The 21,736-nt window shown below is 42.4% G+C and carries 12 protein-coding genes and 1 pseudogene; 9 read left to right on the top strand and 4 right to left on the bottom strand.

What is annotated here, in order from left to right; translation table 11 throughout:
• Window positions 1-9,860: VCBS domain-containing protein (locus C8N29_RS02490; RefSeq protein WP_107864439.1), on the bottom strand; the 9,860-nt coding region annotated here is incomplete at its 3' end.
• 595 nt (window positions 9,861-10,455) lie between these two features.
• Between C8N29_RS02490 and C8N29_RS17400 the strand changes: the two are divergent.
• Window positions 10,456-10,563 (top strand): annotated as a pseudogene (locus tag C8N29_RS17400) (IS5/IS1182 family transposase); the annotation flags it as partial.
• 285 nt (window positions 10,564-10,848) lie between these two features.
• On the opposite strand, the gene C8N29_RS02475 reads toward C8N29_RS17400, so the two are convergent.
• Window positions 10,849-11,673 carry an SDR family NAD(P)-dependent oxidoreductase gene (locus C8N29_RS02475; RefSeq protein ID WP_107864437.1) on the bottom strand — a complete coding sequence of 275 codons (825 nt, stop codon included), beginning with the start codon at window positions 11,671-11,673 and terminating at the stop codon, window positions 10,849-10,851.
• 219 nt (window positions 11,674-11,892) lie between these two features.
• Between C8N29_RS02475 and metX the strand changes: the two genes are divergently transcribed.
• Genes metX through C8N29_RS02460 form a run of 3 tightly spaced genes read left to right on the top strand, consistent with a single transcriptional unit; the run spans window position 11,893 to window position 14,558 of the window.
• Window positions 11,893-13,056 carry a homoserine O-succinyltransferase MetX gene (gene metX, locus C8N29_RS02470; RefSeq protein ID WP_107864436.1) on the top strand — a complete coding sequence of 388 codons (1,164 nt, stop codon included), beginning with the start codon at window positions 11,893-11,895 and terminating at the stop codon, window positions 13,054-13,056.
• Window positions 13,046-13,636, top strand: coding sequence for a methionine biosynthesis protein MetW (gene metW, locus C8N29_RS02465; RefSeq protein WP_107864435.1), 591 nt, complete (start codon window positions 13,046-13,048; stop codon window positions 13,634-13,636). Before metX ends, metW begins: the two co-directional genes overlap by 11 nt.
• A gap of 10 nt (window positions 13,637-13,646) precedes the next feature.
• Window positions 13,647-14,558: a restriction endonuclease gene (locus C8N29_RS02460; RefSeq protein WP_107864434.1), complete on the top strand. Its 912-nt coding sequence runs from the start codon at window positions 13,647-13,649 to the stop codon at window positions 14,556-14,558.
• A 47-nt stretch (window positions 14,559-14,605) separates the two neighbouring features.
• Here the strand turns inward: C8N29_RS02460 and C8N29_RS02455 are convergent, their stop codons facing one another.
• Window positions 14,606-15,643, bottom strand: a complete 1,038-nt coding sequence (locus C8N29_RS02455; protein ID WP_107864433.1) for a metallophosphoesterase — start codon at window positions 15,641-15,643, stop codon at window positions 14,606-14,608.
• Window positions 15,644-15,898: 255 nt separating this feature from the next.
• On the opposite strand from C8N29_RS02455, the gene rdgB reads away from it, so the two are divergent.
• Window positions 15,899-16,492 (top strand): RdgB/HAM1 family non-canonical purine NTP pyrophosphatase, encoded by a 594-nt coding sequence (rdgB, locus tag C8N29_RS02450; RefSeq protein ID WP_107864432.1) that lies wholly within the window; start codon window positions 15,899-15,901, stop codon window positions 16,490-16,492.
• 42 nt (window positions 16,493-16,534) lie between these two features.
• Complete coding sequence (locus C8N29_RS02445; protein WP_107864431.1) at window positions 16,535-17,971, top strand: DUF945 family protein; 1,437 nt, start codon at window positions 16,535-16,537, stop codon at window positions 17,969-17,971.
• 34 nt (window positions 17,972-18,005) lie between these two features.
• Here C8N29_RS02445 and C8N29_RS02440 read toward each other — a convergent pair whose 3' ends face one another.
• The gene (locus tag C8N29_RS02440) at window positions 18,006-18,461 is read right to left on the bottom strand and encodes an EVE domain-containing protein (protein WP_107864430.1); all 456 of its coding nucleotides are present in this window, start codon (window positions 18,459-18,461) and stop codon (window positions 18,006-18,008) included.
• Window positions 18,462-18,466: 5 nt separating this feature from the next.
• On the opposite strand from C8N29_RS02440, the gene hemW reads away from it, so the two are divergent.
• The 3 genes from hemW to nhaD all read left to right on the top strand — a co-directional run bounded on the left by hemW (window position 18,467) and on the right by nhaD (window position 21,656).
• A complete protein-coding gene (gene hemW / locus C8N29_RS02435) occupies window positions 18,467-19,606 on the top strand; it encodes a radical SAM family heme chaperone HemW (protein ID WP_107864429.1) in 1,140 nt (379 codons plus the stop codon).
• Between the two features lie 37 nt (window positions 19,607-19,643).
• Window positions 19,644-20,156, top strand: a complete 513-nt coding sequence (locus tag C8N29_RS02430) for a hypothetical protein (RefSeq protein ID WP_107864428.1) — start codon at window positions 19,644-19,646, stop codon at window positions 20,154-20,156.
• Between the two features lie 117 nt (window positions 20,157-20,273).
• Complete coding sequence (nhaD, locus tag C8N29_RS02425; RefSeq protein WP_204509255.1) at window positions 20,274-21,656, top strand: sodium:proton antiporter NhaD; 1,383 nt, start codon at window positions 20,274-20,276, stop codon at window positions 21,654-21,656.
• Window positions 21,657-21,736 lie beyond the last annotated feature (80 nt).

The following is a 21,736-nucleotide window of genomic DNA, read 5'->3' as shown; positions in this document are numbered from 1 at the left end:
CCATTTAAGGTATCCGCACCTAATCCCGCCGTCAGTACGTTATTCCCTGCATTACCTAATAACTGATTATTCAGGTCGTTGCCTGTCCCTTTGAGGTTGGCCACACCCAATAATTCTAAATTCTCAACCTGCCCTACTAAGGTATAGCTAATTGTCGCTTGTACCGTGTCTATGCCTTGCTCTGCCAGCTCTGTCACCACATCGCCAATACTATCCACCATATAAGTGTCGTTGCCTAAACCCCCCAACAAGGTATCGCTACCTTTAGCGCCGTTTAGTATGTTATTGCCACTATTACCTGTCAGTACATTATTTAGGCTGTTGCCTGTGCCATTGATTGAGTTAGTCCCTAATAAGGCTAAGTTTTCAACATAGCCCATGAGGGTATAGTTGACACTGGCTTGGATGGTATCTGTTCCTTGGCTGATTTGTTCAAGCACTTGGTCAGCGATATTATCTACCGTGTAAACATCATTCCCTAAGCCGCCCTCTAATACGTCTACTCCTGAGCCACCGTTTAAGGTATCGTTACCTGCTAAGCCTCTTAAGGTATCATTACCTGAACCACTCACTAAATTGTCATCGCCAGATGTGCCGACTAGCAACACACTATCAGTACTACCTTGAATATTGAATGTTAGTGTAGCTGTGCTACTGACTCCGCGTATATCTCTCACGGTATAAGTAAATACTTCGGTCACTGTTTGACCTGTTTCTAAAGCATCGGTATCGGCATCGTTGTTGTCTAAGGTATAAACGTAGCTACCATCAGCATTTAAGACTAAACTGCCATAAATGCCTAAAATGCTACTGCCTAGTACACCACCCGTAATGGCACTCACCGTTAATGCTTCGCCAAGTCCTAAGGCTAAATCAGCATCAGTGTCGTTAGTTAATACATTACCCGCGCTACTATTATCACCTGTATTAGTACCACCTGCTTCAAGCAATCCATCGCTGCTATTCGTATCGTTTATACCAACAGGTGCATCATTAATGGCATCTAATAACGAGACAATCACGCCGTTAAAACTTAAAAACTCTATATTGCTTAGACTATCTGTCCCTTCTATGCCTGTCACTGTGGCATTAAAGGCATTACCTGTGACAGTGTATTGTGACCAATTGCCTGCATAAATAGCCGTATCTTGGCTTCCTCCACCACTGAGTGTGTCATTACCTAATCCACCGTTAAATGTTGTATTACCACTATTCCCTGCAATGTAATTATTTAAAGCGTTGCCTGCGGCAGTCAAATTCGCATTGCCTGTTAAACGGAGATTTTCAACATGATTAATCTCCGCTAAAGAAAAGCTAACACTCGACTCAATAAAGTCTGTACCACCATTTGCCAATTCAATAATGGTGTCAGTGGTGCTATCTACATAATAAGTGTCGCTATCAGCTCCGCCAATTAAGGTATCTATACCCTCACCACCATCTAAACTATCAAACCCATAACCTCCCTCTAAGCTATTATTACCTGTATTGCCTTTGAGGGTATTACTAGAAAAATTACCTGTGGCGTTGATATTGGCATTGCCTGTTAAGGTGATGTGTTCAACATTCGACATGGTTGCTATAGAGAATGTGACACTCGACTCTACGGTGTCTTCTCCTTCATTGCTAAATTCGGTAATGGCGTCAGTCGTATTATCAACAATATATGTGTCATTGCCTGTGCCACCAATTAAAGTATCTATACCCTCACCACCCACTAAAGTATCTTTGCCTGCACCACCTGTTAAACTGTTGTTACCACTATTGCCTGTGAGCAAATTAGCAAGGCCATTGCCTGTACCATTAATATGATTACTGCCTGTGAGTAGCAAATTTTCGATATTATTGGTCAAACTATAAGAGATGCTTGCTTGAACCGTATCGACACTCACATCTTTAACAAAAATATCAGACAAATTATTAGTGTCACCTGCCACTAAATTTGTCGCACTGCTTTCAATAGCAACTTGTGAGCCGTCCGCTGAAAACATGACATAATAGCTACTATTATTCGCAACCTGAGCATCTGCATTATCCGTCATTCTGGTCACGATATTAGTGCTTAAATCTTTAACAAAAATATCACTCGCATTGAAATAAATACCTTGGCTAACAAAAGCGATTTTGCTGCCATCAGGCGAGAATTGCGCTTTGAAACTTTTTCTAGACGCGAATTGACCACTGCTATCCGTACTCACACGACTAATTGCACCAGTGATTAAATCCTTAATAAAAATATCAGAGGCGTTATTGGTGTCATCTGTCACTAAATTACTAGCCGTACTTTGAAACGCGATTTTTGTGCCATCAGGCGAAAATACGGCTTGATAAGAGTCATTATTGGCCGTAATTTGTGTGCCACTACTGTCGGTATTGACACGGGTTACTTCCCCTGTTAGTAAGTTTTTGACAAAAAGATCGGTTAGATTATTGGTATCGCCTGCCACTAAATTTGTGGCACTGCTTTCAAAAACGACTTTTGTGCCATCGGCCGAAAATACAGCCCTATAACTCATATTATTGGCTTGCTCGCCATTGCTATTGGTACTGACACGGCTCACCGCACCTGTATTTAAATTTTTGACAAAAATATCAGACGTGTTATTGCTATCTCCAACAACCAAATTACTGGCATAACTGCCAAAAACGATTTTTGTGCCATCAGATGAAAAACTTGCCGTATCACTCTGTCCGTTTAATTGCTCACCGTTACTGCCTGTACTTACTCGGCTCACCGCACCTGTATTCAAATCTTTGACAAAAATATCCGTGCTATTATTGCTATCGCCTGTCACCAAATTACTGGCATTACTTTGAAAGACGATTTTTGTACTATCAGGTGAAAAGACGCGACTTAAACTATAGTTACTAAAATGAAAGCCCGTTAGTTGCTCGCCGTTACTGCCTGTATTGATACGTGTAGTGACACCTGTGCTTAAGTCTTTAATAAAAATATCATAATTGCCATTGGTATCATTGGCGACTAAATTAGAAGCACCGCTAGCAAAAACGACTTTTGTGCCATCAGGTGAAAATACGGGACTTACACTAGTACCGTTACTTTGCACACCCGCCGTTGAGGTACTGACCATGGTAAATAGGGATTGCTCCCCCATAATTGCATCACCGATATTATCAATGATATAGGTGTCACTGCCCGAACCACCATATAATGTATCCGCACCCAAACCGCCCTCTAAGGTATCGTTGCCTGCAAAACCATAAATAATATCGTTAGCACTTGTTCCTATCAGTTGTTCACTGTTGGCTGTCCCTGCAATAAAATCATCACTGCCACTAATGCTGAGAGTTAAACTGGCATTTGCTGATAGTCCACGGGCATCGGTGACGGTATAACTAAACACTTCGGTGACTGTTTGACCACTTACCAATGCTTGAGTGTCAACGTCATTATTATTAAGTGTATAAACATAACTACCATTGGCATTTAACACTAAACTGCCATAAGTCCCTGCAATACTACTACCGACTGTGCCACCAACAATATTGCTTATTATTAAACTTTCATTTAAGCCTAAACCTAAGTTGGCATCGGTGTCGTTGCTTAACACATTGCCTGTTGCCGTAGCATCACCTGTGCTTAATCCACCTGCTTCAACCAACGCATCACTGTTATTATTATCATTCACGGCCACAGGTGCTACGTTAATTGCGTCAACAAGCGCAACCACAGTACCATTAAAACTTAGCCACTCGATACCCGACAAAGTATCTGTGCCGTCTAATCCTGTGATAATGGCGTTATCAACGTTACCACTCACTGTGTACTGCAACCAATCGCCACTATAACTTGCGGTGTCTTGTCCTGCACCACCTGTGAGAGTATCGTCTCCTAACCCTCCTACTAGGGTATCAGCCCCATCACCTCCGTCTAAAATATTATTACCACTATTACCTGTGATGATATTGTTTAGGCTATTACCTGTCGCATTGATATTGCTACTGCCTGTTAAACTTAAGTTTTCAACATGATTTACAGAGGCTAAAGAAAAGTTAATGCTCGCGGCAATCGTATCTGTGCCTTGATTCTCTAATTCAGTGATGGTATCCGTTGTACTATCAACCACATAAGTATCGTTACCTATACCACCCACTAAGCTATCGACACCGTCACCTCCGTCTAAAATATTATTACCACTATTACCTGTGATGATATTGTTTAGGCTATTACCTATCGCATTGATATTGCTACTGCCTGTTAAACTTAAGTTTTCAACATGATTTACAGAGGCTAAAGAAAAGTTAATGCTCGCGGCAATCGTGTCTGTGCCTTGATTTTCTAATTCAGTGATGGTATCCGTTGTACTATCAACCACATAAGTATCGTTACCTATACCACCCACTAAGCTATCGACACCGTCACCACCACCTAAAACATTATCCCCACTATTACCTGTAATGACGTTGTTTAGACTATTACCTGTGGCGTTAAGGTTAGCACTGCCTGTTAAACTTAGATTTTCGACATGATTGATAGCTGCTAAAGAAAAGCTAATACTCGCGGCAACGGTATCTGTGCCTTCGTTTTCTAATTCGGTGATGGTGTCGGTCAGGCTATCCACGACATAGGTATCATCACCCAATCCACCCACTAAAGTATTATCACTACTATTACCAGTGATGACATTATCTAGGTTATTACCAGTTGCCGTAATATTAGCCGTACCTGTTAAAGTTAAATTTTCGACATGGTTAAGTGTGGCCAAAGAAAAACTAATACTGCTCTGCACTATATCTGTGCCTTGATTTTCTAATTCAGTGAGCGTATCGGTTAGACTATCCACGACATAGGTATCGTTGCCTGTACCACCCACTAAGGTATCAACTCCATCACCACCGTCTAAAACATTATCACCGCTATTGCCCGTAATCACGTTATTCAGGTCATTACCTGTGGCGTTGATATTAGCACTGCCTGTTAAACTCAAGTTTTCGACATGGTTAAGTGTGGCTAAAGAAAAACTAACATTACTCTGAACTGTATCTGAGCCTTGGTTTTCTAATTCAGTAATGGTATCTGTGGTACTATCCACCACATAAGTATCGTTGCCTGTACCACCGATTAAGGTATCAACTCCATCACCACCGTCTAATATATTATTGCCACTATTGCCTGTAATGACGTTGTTTAGACTATTACCTGTGGCGTTTATATTAGCACTGCCTGTTAAACTTAGATTTTCAACAGGGTTAATTGTGGCTAAAGAAAAGCTAATATTCGCTTCAACCGTATCTGTGCCTTGGTTTTCTAATTCAGTAATGGTATCTGTGGTACTATCCACCACATAAGTGTCATTACCTGCACCACCCACTAAGGTGTCTATACCACCTGCACCATTTAAGGTATTGTTGCCACTATTACCTGTAATCACGTTATTTTGTTGATTACCCGTACCAGTAATATCACTTGTGCCTGTTAATACCAAGTTTTCTATTGCTCGGACTAGCGTATAAGAAATACTGGCTTGTACGGTATCAATTGCCCCTGCACCCACCGTCAGGTCACGTACAAAAATATCTTTTATACTATTATTACTATCACCTGCGACTATATTAGTTGCCTCACTCTCAAAAACAACTTTACTTCCATCAGTCGCAAAATTTGCTCTGGTGCTGCTATTACCCGCATAAGCATCCAAATTAGTCGTACTAATATGAGTCACTTCACCTGTGACTAAGTTTTTCATAAAAATATTAGTACCATTGCTAGCATAGCCAGTCACTAGGTTACGTGATGCACTCTCAAATAGAACCTTAGTACCATCGGCAGACAATATAGGATTTATACTACCATACTCACTTTGTGTACCATTCACATTGGCACTCACCAAACTTACCGCACCCGTAATCAGATTTTTGGCAAAAATTTGTGTGTAGGTCGTAGTTATCCCATCGACTAGATTGGTAGAGTTACTCTGAAATACTAACAAAGACCCATCATGAGAGATACGATAATTCGTACTTTCGCCATTAGCTTCTTGGCCTGTACTGCTGGTGCTGACGCGAGTCAACGCACCTGTGTTTAGGTCTTTGATAAAAATATCGGCACCACCATTACCATCGTCAGCAACTAAATTACTGGCCGCACTGTAAAAAGCAACTTTATCACCATTGGCAAAAAACATGACCGAATGACTTGCCGCATTTGCTTCCGTCGCTGTGCTACTCGTACTCACACGTGTTAATTGATGACTCAGTAAATCTTTAACAAAAATATCACGTACGCCATTCGTATCATTGTCAACCAAATTGCTGGCATCACTGTAAAATGCGACTTTGTTACCATCGGCGGAAATCACTGAATATAAACTATGCCCATTTCCTTGCACGCCACTGCTATTGGTACTGGCTCTGGTCACTGCACCTGTTGTTAAATTTTTAACGAAGACATCAATAAAGCCATTGGTATCAGTGCCAATTAAATTAGTGGCTTGGCTATCAAAAGCCATTTTGTTGGCATCAGCCGAAAAGGTTGCATTAAAACTTAGATCATTCGCTTGTTGATTACTGCTGTTAGTACTCACCCGACTCAGCACGCCTGTCGTTAAGTCTTTAATAAAAATATCGGGTCTATTATTGGTGTCATTAGCAACTAAATTAGTACCCCAACTTTCAAAGGCAATTTTATTGATATTTGGCAAAAATACGGCATTCATGCTAGAGCCATTAGCTTGTATACCTATACTACTGGTATTAACCCTACTCATGGTAAATGGCTCAAAGACAACATCGCCGACATTATCTACAATATAGGTATCACTCCCTTCACCACCATTTAAGGTATCTGCACCCACACCACCATCTAGGGTATTATTACCACCATTACCAGTGAGGATGTTGTTTAATTCATTCCCTGTAGCCACTAAGTTATTGTTCGTGGTCAAGGTTAAATTTTCGACATGGCTTATGCCATCTAATGAAAAAGACACGCTGCTTTGGACGGTATCTGTACCTTCGTTTTCTGCTTCAACAATGCTGTCTGTAATGCTATCAACACTATAAATATCGTTATCTAAGCCGCCCATTAAGGTATCTATACCTAAGCCACCATTTAAGGTGTCATTACCTGCCAAGCCGATTAAAACATCATCACCACTTAATGCACTCAGATTATCATGGCCTGCTGTACCAACAAGGGTGCCGCTATCATCTGAACCACTAATGCTTAACGTGAGAGTTGCTGTTTTGCTTACACCCTGTAAATCTCTCATGGTATAGCTAAATACCTCAGTGACTGTTTGGCCTGTGACTAAGGCTTGGGTATCTAGGTCATCATTATTTAAGGTATAGACATAACTACCATTAGCATTTAAGACAATACTGCCATACGTGCCTGTGACCGCACTACCAACTGTGCCGCCTGTGATGGCACTCACTACGAGCATTTCGTCAAACCCTAAGGCAATGTCGGCATCGGTATCATTAGTTAACACATTTCCTATGGCGGTGTTATCACCAGCCACATTATGGCCTGCTTCACTCAATGGGTCGCTATTATTATTATCATTAACCGCAACAGGTGCTTTGTTGATGGCATTGGCTAAGGAAACCGTCAGGCCATTAAAACTTAAAAACTCAATACTGCTTAAACTATCGGTACCGTGTATACCTGTCACTGTGCTGCCCGTGACGATATATTGTGACCAAGTACCACTATACACCGCCGTGTCTTGACCTGTGCCACCCTCTAACGTGTCATTACCCAATCCGCCAGTTAGCGTGTCGTTACCTGCCCCTCCTGTCAGCATATTGTTGCCACTATTACCGATGAGTACATTATTTAGGCTATTGCCTGTACCATTTATGTTAGCACTCCCTGTTAAGGTCAAATTTTCAACATGATTGCTTAAGCTATAAGACACACTGGACTGGACGGTATCAACATCACCACTTAATGTTTTGACAAAAATATCTCTAAAGGTATTGGTATCGCTAGCTACTAAGTTACTGGCATCACTCGAAAACACCAGCTTAGTACCATTACTTGACAGCGAAATACTATTGGCATCCGCTTGTGTACCACTGGCGTTAACACTCTCACGAGTCACTGCGCCCGTAATTAAATCTTTAATAAAAACATCAATTTTGCCATTCGTATCACCTGCGACTAAATCGGTCGCATTACTTGTAAACGCGATTTTGGTACCGTTTTCTAAAAAGACAGGATTTTCATTGATACTAAAGTTGATTTGGGCATTGTTACTATCGGTACTCACTTGAGTCAGTGTACCCGTCACTAAGTCTTTAAGATAAATATGTCTGCCACCCACACCACCTATGGAAAAATTGGCAGCATCACTGACAAAGGCGATTTTAGTACCATCAGGCGAAAATACAGGCTTAAAACGGCTATGACTATTACCTTGTAGACCACTGCTGGTCGTGCTAACACGAGTGGTAACACCAGTGATTAAATCTTTGACAAAAATATCTAAGTAACCATTGGTGTCGCCAGCAACTAAGTTAGTAGCATCACTTTCAAAGGCAATTTTGCTACCATCCGCCGAAAACACCATGTAATTACTACCATGAGCATTCGCTTGTGTACCGCTACTGTCAGTTGTCACACGGGTAATTGCACCTGTGCTTAAATCTTTAACAAAAATATCAAACAGATTATTGGTATCACCCGCTACTAAATTAGTCGCCGCACTTAAGAAGGCAACTTTGTTACCATCAGCCGAAACTACAGCACTGTAATTATGGCCATTTGTTTGTACACCACTACTGCTGGTACTGACTCTAGTCACAGCGCCTGTAGTTACATCTTTGAGAAAAATATCTGCATAACCATTGGTATCACCCGCTACTAAATTAGTAGCAGAACTTAAAAATACAACTTTAGTGCCATCTGCCGATAAATCACTGAGAGTACTTGTATTATTAGCTTGCACACCGCTACTGCTGGTATTCACTCGGCTGAGAATACCTGTGCTTAAATCTTTGATAAAAATATCTTGATACGTATTAGTGTCATTAGCCACTAAATTAGTCGCCGTACTTTGAAACGCAACTTTGCTACCATCAGCAGACAAAAAGGGATTATCACTAAGCGCATTTGCTTGTACATTCGTACTACTGGTGCTGGCATTAAACAAAAATGCACGCTCAACGACCACATCGCCCACATTATCGACAATATAGGTATCTGTGCCTTCACCGCCTGCTAAGGTATCTGCACCCGCTCCACCATCTAAAGTATCGCTACTTGGTACTGACTGAAACACGCCTCTGCTAAAAAACGACTGAGCAATCGCAGTGTTATATGACCATTGTTCGGTATAAGTGGGGGTTTTAATGCCTACAGTCGCACCATTACCTGCGCCTGCTCCGGCAATATCTAAAAAGTTGACACGCACGCCTTCTTGACCAGAGTTTAAAGCTAACTCCACTTGAAAACGTAACATCGTGGTGCGATTACTGTAAGGATAAGCATGCCATTGAATAATTAATCGTTCACTAATACCATCATTATTATCATCTATAAATTTGGTCAATACTTTGTCATCAGCACTGTAATTGGTGACTAAATCATCCCAAAAAACAGCAATACTATAATTGGGCAAACTCGCATCGGTGACTGCTGTATTATTATAACCACTAAAAGGAGTTGTCCCTAAATTGACCGTACCATTACTGTTAATATGTAACTGTGTACCTGTAAAACTTTGGTCGCCTAATTTTAGGGTATTTGAGCCTAAATCAATGGTGACGGCCGCATCATCATCAGAAACTAGCCATGTGGATACATTAGCAGAACCTTCAACCAGTATTACCTGATTTGGCTGGGCATCACCTGCCAAATTGTCATTACCAGCAGTACCATTGATAATAGCCATGAAAAGTCTCCAGTGATGCCATTTGTGCGTTACAAAATAGTGAATTGACTAGGGGCTTTGGTGTTTTGCGTGTGAGCCGCAATCAAACCTCAACGGCCCTTACAATATACTTGATATTGTTTTTTGTGATTTTAGTCTCATTTATTGTAAACAATAAACTAAAACACCGATTGGTATAGAGTTGTCCGTTTATCTTAAAATCCAATCCATTAGTCTGATTGTGTTCAGCTAACATCATGTTCAAAATCAAGTTGGCTTCCATTCTTTTCAACATGTTTTTTGCTAAAAAGTGGAACTGGTATGTGATGCGTATTTATCATAAAAAGGTAACTATATAGGGTAGGTTGACTTTTCAGAAGTTGATATTAGAAAGGGTAGTGCATAAATTTGACGTGATAAAAATCTTCTGGCCATTGGTGCGCAAAGGTTATATAGAATTATCACCTTGGTTTTACACACTACCTTAAAAAGAAGGGCAAACTCGTAGAATGGTAGTTTTGACACACAAACGCGTATCTGCCATCCTTCAATTACTGCTTACAGATGAACACTAGTCGAAGCTAAGCATGATGATGTTTGAAGCTTCCCTCTATATTCTATATACGGCAAGCCTAATTTGCGTATGACCATGGGAGGCATAGTTTACCGCATGAGAATGGGCTGCCCTTGGCGAGACTTGCCTCAGAAAGTTGGTGACTCTAATACTAGGCGCTGTTGACATTTTAAGTGTGTTTGCGAACGAAACCATTTTTTAGAGGATACGTAACAAGAGCCGCATGGTTGGGTTATTCCAAACAAGGAATGAACCACAACATCGCCTCAAAAAATAGCTCTTTCCCTGTGGGCTACGGTAAAAATAGCTTCATACTGTGTGACAAGCCTTGTTAACAGAACAACTACTCACGTCGTTTTGCGCCTTGTCTGATTCTATTTTTACCTGTAACACGCCTGACACGCACAACGTCAACAGCCCCTAGCCCATCATTGCTTAGGGCTTTAACTTACGAAATAAGGCCGTACGTTGAACCACGTCCATCACTTCAGGCACTAAACGCTTACCCGCGTATAACACCCATGCTTCGGGACTGACAGGCACAACACCCCGATTATGTTTAACTGCACTGACAACTGCTTCAGCCACACCTTCAGGACCATAATTACGCTTACGGTAAATATCGACTAGCTTGGCTTGTGATTTAACCACCTCACCGTGCGTACGCATGGCGGCCACAATATTCGTATTGATAACCCCAGGACAAATCGCACTCACCCCGACATTATGTTCGGCAAGCTCTAAACGTAAGGACTCAGTTAAGCCCATCACTGCGTGTTTACTCGCAGAATATGCTGACATATCAGGTGCAGCATAATAGCCTGCGGCGGATGCCACATTAACGATATGGCCTTGACCACGAGCGGCCATTTCTGTACCAAAGGCTTTACAACCGTGTACAACCCCCATCAGGTTAATACTCATCACCCAGTGCCAATCTTCAATTGGCGTATGTAAAAACTCACCCGCTGTAGCCACACCCGCATTATTGACCAAAATATCTAACACACCGTATTGTTGATGCACTTTGTCTGCCAAGACTTGCATGGCTTGCCAATCGGCAACATCTACGACCTCACTGTAATTTTCTACAGATTGTGAATGCAATAAAGTAGCTGTTTCTGCTAGGGCGTTTGCATTACGGTCGCTAATAATGACGCGACAGCCCAATGACCCCAAACGAATTGCTGTTGCCCGACCAATACCTGAACCCGCGCCCGTGACTAAGGCTAATTTATGTTGAAAATGATATGCTGACATATAAACCCTCCAATTGTGGCACTATAGTACCATTTTTATATCTTTAGTCATTGGCTAACAATACGCCAAGTTACCATCCAAATGCCAATAAAAAAGATGACCGAAGTTGCTTTTTAAGAGAGACCCTAAAATCACTCGCCTTGCCCCTTGAAAGACTTGCACTCGCCACCACCACTATTTAGACTTAATCCCCCACCCTGCTTTAGCCATAGATTGCCAATGTCTCATTCATTTCCTGCCGACTCCGTTGGTTTAGTGACACCACAAAGTTTAGAAGTCCATGAGCCATTAACACTCGCTTGTGAGCGCGTACTCGACGCTTATACCTTAATGTACGAAACGTATGGCCAGTTAAATGCAGATAAATCCAACGCGATTTTGATTTGTCATGCGTTATCAGGTCATCATCATGCCGCAGGTTATCACCGAGCTGATGATAAAAAAGCAGGTTGGTGGGACAGTTGTATCGGCCCTGATAAAGCCATTGATACCAATAAATTTTTTGTGGTTGCTCTGAATAATTTAGGTGGCTGTCACGGGTCTACAGGCCCTTCTTCTTTTAATCCAGCTACAGGCCGTATGTATGGCGCAGACTTCCCGTTAGTCACCGTCAAAGACTGGGTACAAGTCCAAGTACGCTTAAGTGATTTTTTGGGTATTGGACAATGGGCAGCCGTGATTGGTGGCTCTTTAGGTGGCATGCAGGTACTACAATGGTCTGTGGATTATCCTGAACGTTTGCGTAGTGCTGTGATTATTGCCAGCGCGCCCAAACTCTCTGCCCAAAATATTGCCTTTAATGAAGTCGCTCGCCAATCCATTTTGTCTGACCCCGATTTTCATGGTGGCCACTATTATGAAATGGATACTTACCCTAAACGTGGTTTGATTTTAGCGCGGATGGTTGGGCACATTACCTATTTGTCTGACGACGCGATGAAACAAAAATTTGGTCGTGACCTCAAAAGTGGCAAGTTTTTATATGGTTATGATGTTGAGTTCCAAGTCGAATCCTATTTACGCCATCAAGGCGAGGTTTTTTCTAAAAACTTTGATGCCAATACCTATTTATTGATGACCAAAGCCTTAGACTATTTTGACCCTGCCCGTGAATACAACGACAATTTACAGCATGCCCTCAGCCGTGCCACCTGCAAATTTTTGGTGATTTCCTTTACCACCGATTGGCGCTTCTCACCAGAACGCTCACAAGAAATTGTGAATGCCTTAATTGCACAAGGCAAAGACGTTGCTTATGCCGATATTGACGCTCCTCAAGGGCATGATTCTTTTTTATTTCCTATTCCTCGTTATGTCAATTTACTCAAAAGTTTCTTAAGTAATATTGCGCATGAAACTCAAGGAGCTAAACATGCGTCTTGATTTACGTTTAGCCGAACGGTGGATAAAACCCCAGTCCCGCGTCTTAGATTTAGGCTGTGGTGATGGTGAGCTACTGGCTCATTTACGCGATAACTTTGCCATTCGTGGTTATGGTTTAGAAATTGATGAAGATAAAATCAATGACTGTGTCGCTCGTGGGGTTAATGTGATTCAACAAGACCTCAATAAAGGCTTAGGTAATTTTGCCGATAACAGTTTTGACAGTGTCATCATGACTCAAGCCCTACAAGCCGTAGAGCAACCCGATAAGCTGTTAAAAGATATGTTAAGGGTCGGTCAACAAGCTATTATCACCTTTCCCAATTTTGCCCATTGGAAAACACGCGGCTATTTGTTTTTTAAGGGTAAAATGCCGATGTCCGAAGCGCTACCTTACTCTTGGTATAATACGCCTAATATTCATTTGTGCACGTTTAACGATTTTGAAGAGCTGTGCCAACAGTTAGGGATTCGTATTCTTAATCGTTTGGCGGTCGATGACGACCAACAACGCTCTTTTTTAACGAAACGCTTTCCTAATTTATTGGGAGAAGTGGCTATTTATCGCGTCAGTCGTTAAGTATTTAAGTATGGCTATTCCCGATTTTCAGCGTCTAATGTTACCTCTCCTGCAATTCTGTGCCACAGGGGTAGAAGTAAAAAATACGGCGGTCACTCAACATTTAAGCCAATTATTTGGCTTAAGTGAAGCCGACCGCCAGCAAAAATTGCCTTCTGGCCAACAAAAAGTGTTTGAAAACCGTGTTGCTTGGGCCAAAGCACACTTAAAAATGGCTGGTCTGCTGGAAGCTACCCAACGTGGTGTGTTTAGAATCACTACCGAAGGACAACATTTGTTAGCCAGTGCACCACCACTTATCAATATAGCACTGTTACAAACTTTACCGACCTACCAATACGCTAAAAGTCTGCGTTTGCCTGAAGCGCTCAGCCCCTTACGTCCTGTCAGAGACACACAAATACAAACCCCGCACGAAATTATCGAAACGGCTTACCAAGATTTGAGCTTTCGATTAGCCGACGAATTACTCGACCGTATTAAAAATAACAGCCCTGCCTTTTTTGAAAAATTGGTGGTCGAATTATTATTAAAAATGGGCTATGGCGGCACACGCGCCGATGCGGGGCAAGCGATGGGTAAAAGTGGTGACGAAGGAATTGATGGGATTATCAAAGAAGACCGACTGGGCCTTGATGCGGTGTATATTCAAGCTAAACGCTGGAAAGACACCGTAGGACGACCAGAAATTCAAAAATTTGTGGGCGCTCTACATGGCCAACGCGCCAAAAAAGGTATTTTTATGACGACCTCCCGCTTTTCTCAAGAAGCCGAGGAGTATGTCGCCAAAATAGATAACAAAATCGCGCTGATTGACGGTAAAACCTTATGTCAGTTGATGATTGAATATGATATTGGTGTATCTACGGAAATCAGTTATGCCATCAAACGCATTGATTCAGACTACTTTGAGGAAGATTAAAAGTCGTTATGCACAGGCAATCACCTGCATGAGCTAACATATAGTCCTCAATAAAACTCTAACACATCGATGGTCGGTGGCATATTAAATCGTAGCGGTAAGCCAACTATACCAATACCGCTGGTAACAAAGACTTGTCCTTCTTTTAGCGTGTATAACCCCCTCTTAAAGTGACCGATGGTTGCAAAACGTAATATATTATGGGTCACAATAGGTAAATTCACCTGCCCACCGTGTGTATGGCCTGCCAATACTAAAAAGGGTTGTGTGAGTGGCGGTAAATTAAAAATAGCATCTGGGTTATGTGTCAACAAAAGTAGCGGTTTATCTTGTACTGCTAATGCACTTTGCCAATATAAAGGTTGTTTTTTGTGTTCTGATTGGCGACGCTCTCTTCGTTGTTGACGCTGGTGTGCCCATAAGTCGAGTAAGCCCGCCACGCGTACATGCCCCAAGTCCACGCTTTGGCCTTCAATCGGTGTCACGCCATTGGCTATCAATGCACTATGTAACTCTGCGGCTAAGGGGGGGCCAGGCATTCGTTCATCATGATTCCCTGTGACTGAATAGATGGGGTGTTTGACTTGTTGAAAGGGTTTGAGCAAATCTACAAGTGGGATAGGTTGTGGTGGCTCATACGTCCAATCGCCAGCCACCAAAACCGCATCTACGTCTAAGGTATTGAGTTTATTGACTAAGCGCTGCATATCGGCCGATGTCGAAAATAAACCATAATGCATATCACTAATGAGTGCTATTTTTAGCGAGTATCCTGTTTTAATCTGTGTATGTTTGACCACTAATAAATTAGGCTCTATAAAACGGGCATAAATACCTAAGAGTAATATCGCAGAACTAAAGAGCATGACCCATAAAGAGACTTGTTTACGCCACCAACCCGCCATAATCAGTAATAATAATAGGGGCATCAACCAACTGGCATAATAGAAAAAACTTCCTATCATAGTACCCTTTATATTGACCGTGCGCGCCATGTCTGCTTGTTGCCATGCCAAACCAATCGTGCCTGCCAATACCATCAACAAACACATGATTAGCCAAAATAATAGTCGATACTTAGTCATCTCAGGATTTACCTACAACACTACATCACGCTCGAGAATTATGACAAGACAGGCTGACTCAGATAGATATAATTGATAAGATTGCGTATATGCTGACCACACGCACTTAATTTTCTATTACGACATCACCGTGAGCCATACCAATCAGACCACCCCAAAGGGGGCATTTTCTGTAATTGCTATTGTGACATACTCTTGGCAAGAAACCTGTATCCCTTGTATAACAAACAATTATTCATTTTAGATGACCTCATTATGCAAAAACTCGTCATTGCAACAGGCAACCAAGGCAAGCTCCAAGAACTGCAAACTTTACTTCAGGATTATCCCTTTGAGTTAATTAGTCAAAAATCCTTGTCTATTAGTGATGCCGATGAGACAGGTTTAACCTTTGTCGAAAATGCCCTGATTAAAGCGCGACATGCTGCGCAATTATCGGGTTTAGCTGCACTCGCCGATGACTCAGGCCTGTGTGTCGATGTCATGAATGGCGGGCCTGGTATTTATTCGGCACGCTATGCAGGTGCAGGCGCAAAAGACAGCACCAATAATGAAAAACTTCTCCATGACTTATTGGCTTTTCGCCATCAGCCCATTAAAGCACAATTTGTTTGTGTGTTAGTATTTTTGCGGCATGCCAACGACCCTTTACCGATTATTTGTCAAGGGATTTGGCATGGCGAAATCTTAGCCGAAAAACGTGGCGAGAACGGCTTTGGTTATGACCCTTTATTTTGGTTGCCTGAACGCGGTTGTAGTAGTGCTGAATTAGACCCCACACTAAAAAATCAAATTAGTCATCGCGGGCAAGCTATGGCACAATTAAAAGCTGCCTTTGCTACGCTCTAACACTTTTTCCTTTAACTCTCAGTTTGATGACAAGGACGCCCTATGAACAAATGGTTATTATTAAGTATTGGTTGTGCCGCGCTATGGTCTGGCTCTGCTATGTATGCCATGTACGAAATAAAACAAGATTATGCTACGCACCTAAAAAGCTTTGCTGCCGAATCCACCCTCCCGCTCAAAGTGGTCTACCATCGTTTTGACAGCAGCGCGTTTAGTAGTACCGCAACCACCGAATTTGCCTTACAAGTTGACCCTTGTACCCAAGAAACGCTCAAATTTACCCTCAAAGAAAGGTTTAAACATGATTTAATTTCTGGGCTGGGCGCAATTACTTCTGAACTTGAATTTGTCTTTGCTAAAGATGTTGAGGACGGCTTAAAAAAACTATTTGCCAATAAAGACCCCATGACCATCACGGGTCGTTATCAATTGAATGGCGATGTTCTATATCATATCGATAGCCCTTCTAGTCGGCTAACGAATCCTGATGCCAATAACGACGGCTATCTCACATGGGGTGGCGTAACAGGCGATATCCGTTTTGTAGATAAGCAATTACAGGCCAATATGGTCGCCAAAAGTTTAGACTTGGTTAAAGACGACAGTAGTCTTGGTGGTTTTAGCAATATCAAATTTGAGATGACCCAACAAGCGAATGATGCAGGTTTTAGTAGCCTATTCTCTGTCGATAAATTTGAATTAACGGATAATATTCCTCATCTCAGCAACACCTTACGTATTGATAATTTGAGCATGCGTTATGAGCTGAAACAGCAAGCTAAACTTGCCAATATCAGCCATGACATTCGTTTAGGCGAACTGAGCTTTGGCCAAGAAGGCGCAGGCAAAGCAGGATTCAAAATGGCCATGAATCGGGTAGACCTTGCTGCATTCAAAAAATTTAATCAAGAATTAAAACGCTTAGGCGCAAGCTGTAAACCCAACTTTACGGAGTTTGTTGACGCAGCTAAAGCCCTCTATACAGGAAAGCCTGAGTTTAAAATTGACGATTTTTATGTAGAAATGGGTGAGATGCGGGTCAGCTTACGTGGCCACGTTAAAGGCATCGACTTTAGCAAAATTGGCCTTAATCAACCTGCGCGCGAAACCTTTGGTGCAGAAACGGATTTAGCCTTAACCTTACATGCTAATCGTGCCACTATCGACCGTATTGCACAAAGTAAAGCCGAATTTAGTCCGTTATTTAATAGCTTAAATGATTATGGTCTGATTAAAAGTGACAATGAAGGCTATTTCGTTCGTGCTGCCGTCAAAGATGAACAATTCACCCTCAACGATATGCCATTAGCCACCGTGATGACCTTGTTGCAAGCACAGCGGCAGGCGCATAATCCGTTCAACGCTCCGTTTGGGCAAGCCGCCTTACCCAGTTTTAATACAGACACAGACGAAGACATGAACAACTATGGTGAGGAAGAATCATCTTCAGAACCCTCAGCATCTGAAAATACCTTCTAAGGTATATCAAGGGCTGCCATAGGCAGTCCTGTGCTCAACGCTTGCAATGCGCCCAGATAACTTGCCATTGTTGGTCACTGACAGGCATTAACGATAAACGATTCCCCTGACGCACCAACGGTAAATCCGCCAACTCAGGCATGGCTCTGAGCGTATTTAGAGATAAGGTATCCTGAAATTTTTCTACAAACCTTACATCAACCCCCGTCCAACGCGGCTTAGCTAAGGACGATTTGGGGTCAAAATACGCATGATGGGGGTCAAATTGGGTAGGGTCATCATAACCTTCTCGCTCAATCATCATCAGCCCCACAATACCAGGCACTTTACAGTTGGAATGATAAAAAAAAGCCATATCGCCTTTTTTCATTTGCCGTAAAAAATTCCGTGCCTGATAATTACGCACACCATCCCACAACGCGACATCTCGTTGCTGTAAATGTTCTATACCAAAGACCGTGGGCTCAGACTTCATTAACCAATAAGCCATTTTTTATGTCCTCATTACCGCCATTAAGTTTATATATTCATGTACCTTGGTGCGTACGCAAATGCCCTTATTGTGATTTTAACTCACATACCAGCCCACAACAGCTACCCGAACAGGAATATATTCAGGCCTTAATTGAGGATATAGATACCGAATTAGCATGGGTACAAGGACGGCCTATTCACAGTGTCTTTATTGGGGGTGGCACGCCTTCTTTATTATCAGGTCGCGCTTATCAGGACTTATTTAGCGCGTTACGTCGTCGCTTAGCCTTTACCAAGACGTGTGAAATTACCTTAGAAGCCAATCCCGCCACCGTTGAGCATGATAACTTTGACGGCTATCTAGCCGCAGGTATTAACCGTTTATCTTTAGGGGTACAAAGTTTTAATCCGCAACACCTACAAACCTTAGGGCGTATCCATAGCCAACAAGATGCTATACAAGCGGTTGAGTTAGCTAAACAGGCCGGCTTTACTAATTTTAATCTCGATTTAATGCATGGCTTGCCTGAACAAAGCCTAGACCACGCGATGACAGATTTAGACATGGCATTAAGTCTTAGCCCTACGCATGTATCTTGGTATCAATTAACCATCGAACCCAATACCGCTTTTTATCGGCAACCCCCGACACTGCCTGATGATGAGTTATTGTGGACGATTCAAGAGACAGGCCAACGCAAACTCACGCAAGCAGGTTTCCAGCAATACGAAGTCTCGGCTTATAGCCAACACCATCCCAGTCAACATAATTTGAACTACTGGCAATTTGGCGATTATTTGGCGATAGGTGCAGGTGCACATGGCAAAGTGACGACCCCAGAAGGCATTTTTCGGTATCGAAAAACCCGTTTACCCAAAGATTATTTAGCCAACACCTCCACCCAACAAAGACGCTTAGCCTTAGAACAAATCGATACTGATGATTTAGTATTTGAATTTATGATGAATGGACTACGCTTAAAACAGGGCTTTGCACGCCCGTTATTTAGCCAACGTACAGGTTTAAGCGATAGTCTGTTAGAAGAGTTATTACATCCTCTACTGGTAAAAGGCTGGCTACAGCAGCGTGATCACTACATTGCTTGTACAGAGTTGGGTTTTAATTATCTAAATGACGTGCTAGGCTATTTTTTGAAATAATTTGATACATTTACCGTATGATTTATAGGAGTGTGTGATGAAGTATATTCTGATTGTCTCTGCTGTTTTGGGTTTACACACCACAGCGCAGGCTTTAGACCTCAAACAAGCTGGCCAACAATTGATGAATCAAGGCATTCAAGGAGCGGTGTCTGGTGCAATTGAAGGCAAAAGTGGCAAAGAAATCCTAAAAGATACCGAGACCAACAGTAAACAACAATTACAACAGCAAGCCCAACAAGAAGCCGCTGATATGGCTAAAAAATCGCCTACGGCTGATACGAATCCGCTTGGCACGATTGCGACCGATATCGCCGCACAAAAGGCCGCACAAAAAGCAGGTGGCGGCACCAATGGCCAACTGGCAAGCGATTTAGTCAAGGGTGCCAGTGGTGCTTTACAAAACCAATTAACAGGCCAAACCACAGCCGCAGCGGCCACTCCAACCACACCCCAAGCGAGCGATACCAGCGCCACAAACAACACCCCTAGCGCAAGCACGTCTAAAACTAAAAGCAAAAAAAAGAGCAAAACTAAAAAGAAAAAATAAGCACTAATCTGCTCGTCTCACGCGGATTATCGGCATACACTCCAAGGGTAGCGTTCTTATCTGTGACGCTAAACGCGTCACGTTAGACGTGTTATCAAAAAAACCAATGGAGTGTTTATGCTAAAATTTTTGTCGGCTAGCCTACTACTGGCACTTCCTACTTTTTCTTATGCCAGCACCCACTCTGACTTCACACAACAGCCACTCGGTTATACCGTACTGGCGCTATTCATCCTGTCATATCTATGCGTCATTTTTGAAGAAAAAACGCATATCAAAAAATCATTGCCTGTGACCTTAGCGGCAGGTCTGATTTGGGTGGTCATTGCCTATAATTGGACGGGTGAACCCCAGCTTGTTGAAGAGGCGGTTAAACATTACTTATTAGAGTACGGTGAATTACTGTTGTTTTTATTAGTCGCAATGACCTACGTCAATGCCCTCACCGAACGCGGTATCTTTGATGCCCTACGTGTATGGCTAATTGGTCGTGGCTTTAACTACCGTGCATTATTTTGGTTGACTGGCGGCTGTGCCTTCTTTTTATCGCCCGTTTTAGACAACTTAACCACCGCCCTGATTTTATGTGCGGTCTTGATGGCGGTCGGTAAAGATAACCCTAAATTTATTAGTTTAGGTGCTATCAATATTGTCGTTGCCGCTAATGCAGGCGGTGCATTTAGCCCTTTTGGTGACATTACGACACTGATGGTATGGCAAAAAGGCCTCGTCGAATTTTGGACATTTTTTAATTTATTTTTGCCTAGTTTAGTGAATTTTGTTGTACCTGCGCTGTGCATGTCATTTGCCATCAGTACCGATACGCCACCTGCGAGCCACGAACCCTCACCCCTAAAACGTGGTGCATGGACAGTATTGATGCTATTTATTGCAACGATTGTACTGGCTGTTTCTTTTCATAGTTTTTTACACCTTCCTCCGTTTTTAGGCATGATGACGGGTTTAGCTTTACTGAAATTTTATGGTTATTACCTACAACAAACACATGTCAAAAAATCCTCTGATGAAAGTCACTATGGTAGCCTTGGTGACATTCAGGCCTTTGATAGCTTCAAATTTGTCGCACAAGCCGAATGGGATACGCTGTTATTTTTCTTTGGTGTGATTATGTGTGTGGGCGGCTTAGGTTTTGTCGGCTATTTAGAGTTAGCCTCTCATTTACTGTACCACGACTTAGGCGCAACCACTGCCAACGTGTCTATTGGTCTATTATCCGCCGTTGTTGATAATATTCCCGTCATGGTTGCCGTATTGCAGATGAATCCTGAGATGAGTACAGGCCAATGGTTATTAGTCACCTTAACGGCAGGCGTAGGCGGTAGTTTGTTATCGGTAGGGTCTGCGGCAGGGGTTGCCATGATGGGGCAAGCCAAAGGTTACTATACGTTTTTTAGCCACTTAAAATGGACGTGGGCAGTGGCTTTGGGTTATGTATTAAGTATTGTTTGCCACTTTATGGTAAACCGTGCCTTGTTTTAAGGGCTGATACTCAATTCTTTGGCTAGGCATACGGTGTATAGTAGCAAGCGGCACTTCGACAGAGCCGCTGCTACACCACC

The organism is Agitococcus lubricus, assembly GCF_003051055.1.
Taxonomy (GTDB): domain Bacteria; phylum Pseudomonadota; class Gammaproteobacteria; order Pseudomonadales; family Moraxellaceae; genus Agitococcus; species Agitococcus lubricus.
The sequence above is the reverse complement of the archived record's forward strand: the minus strand, read 5'-3'. Positions and strand labels throughout refer to the sequence as shown.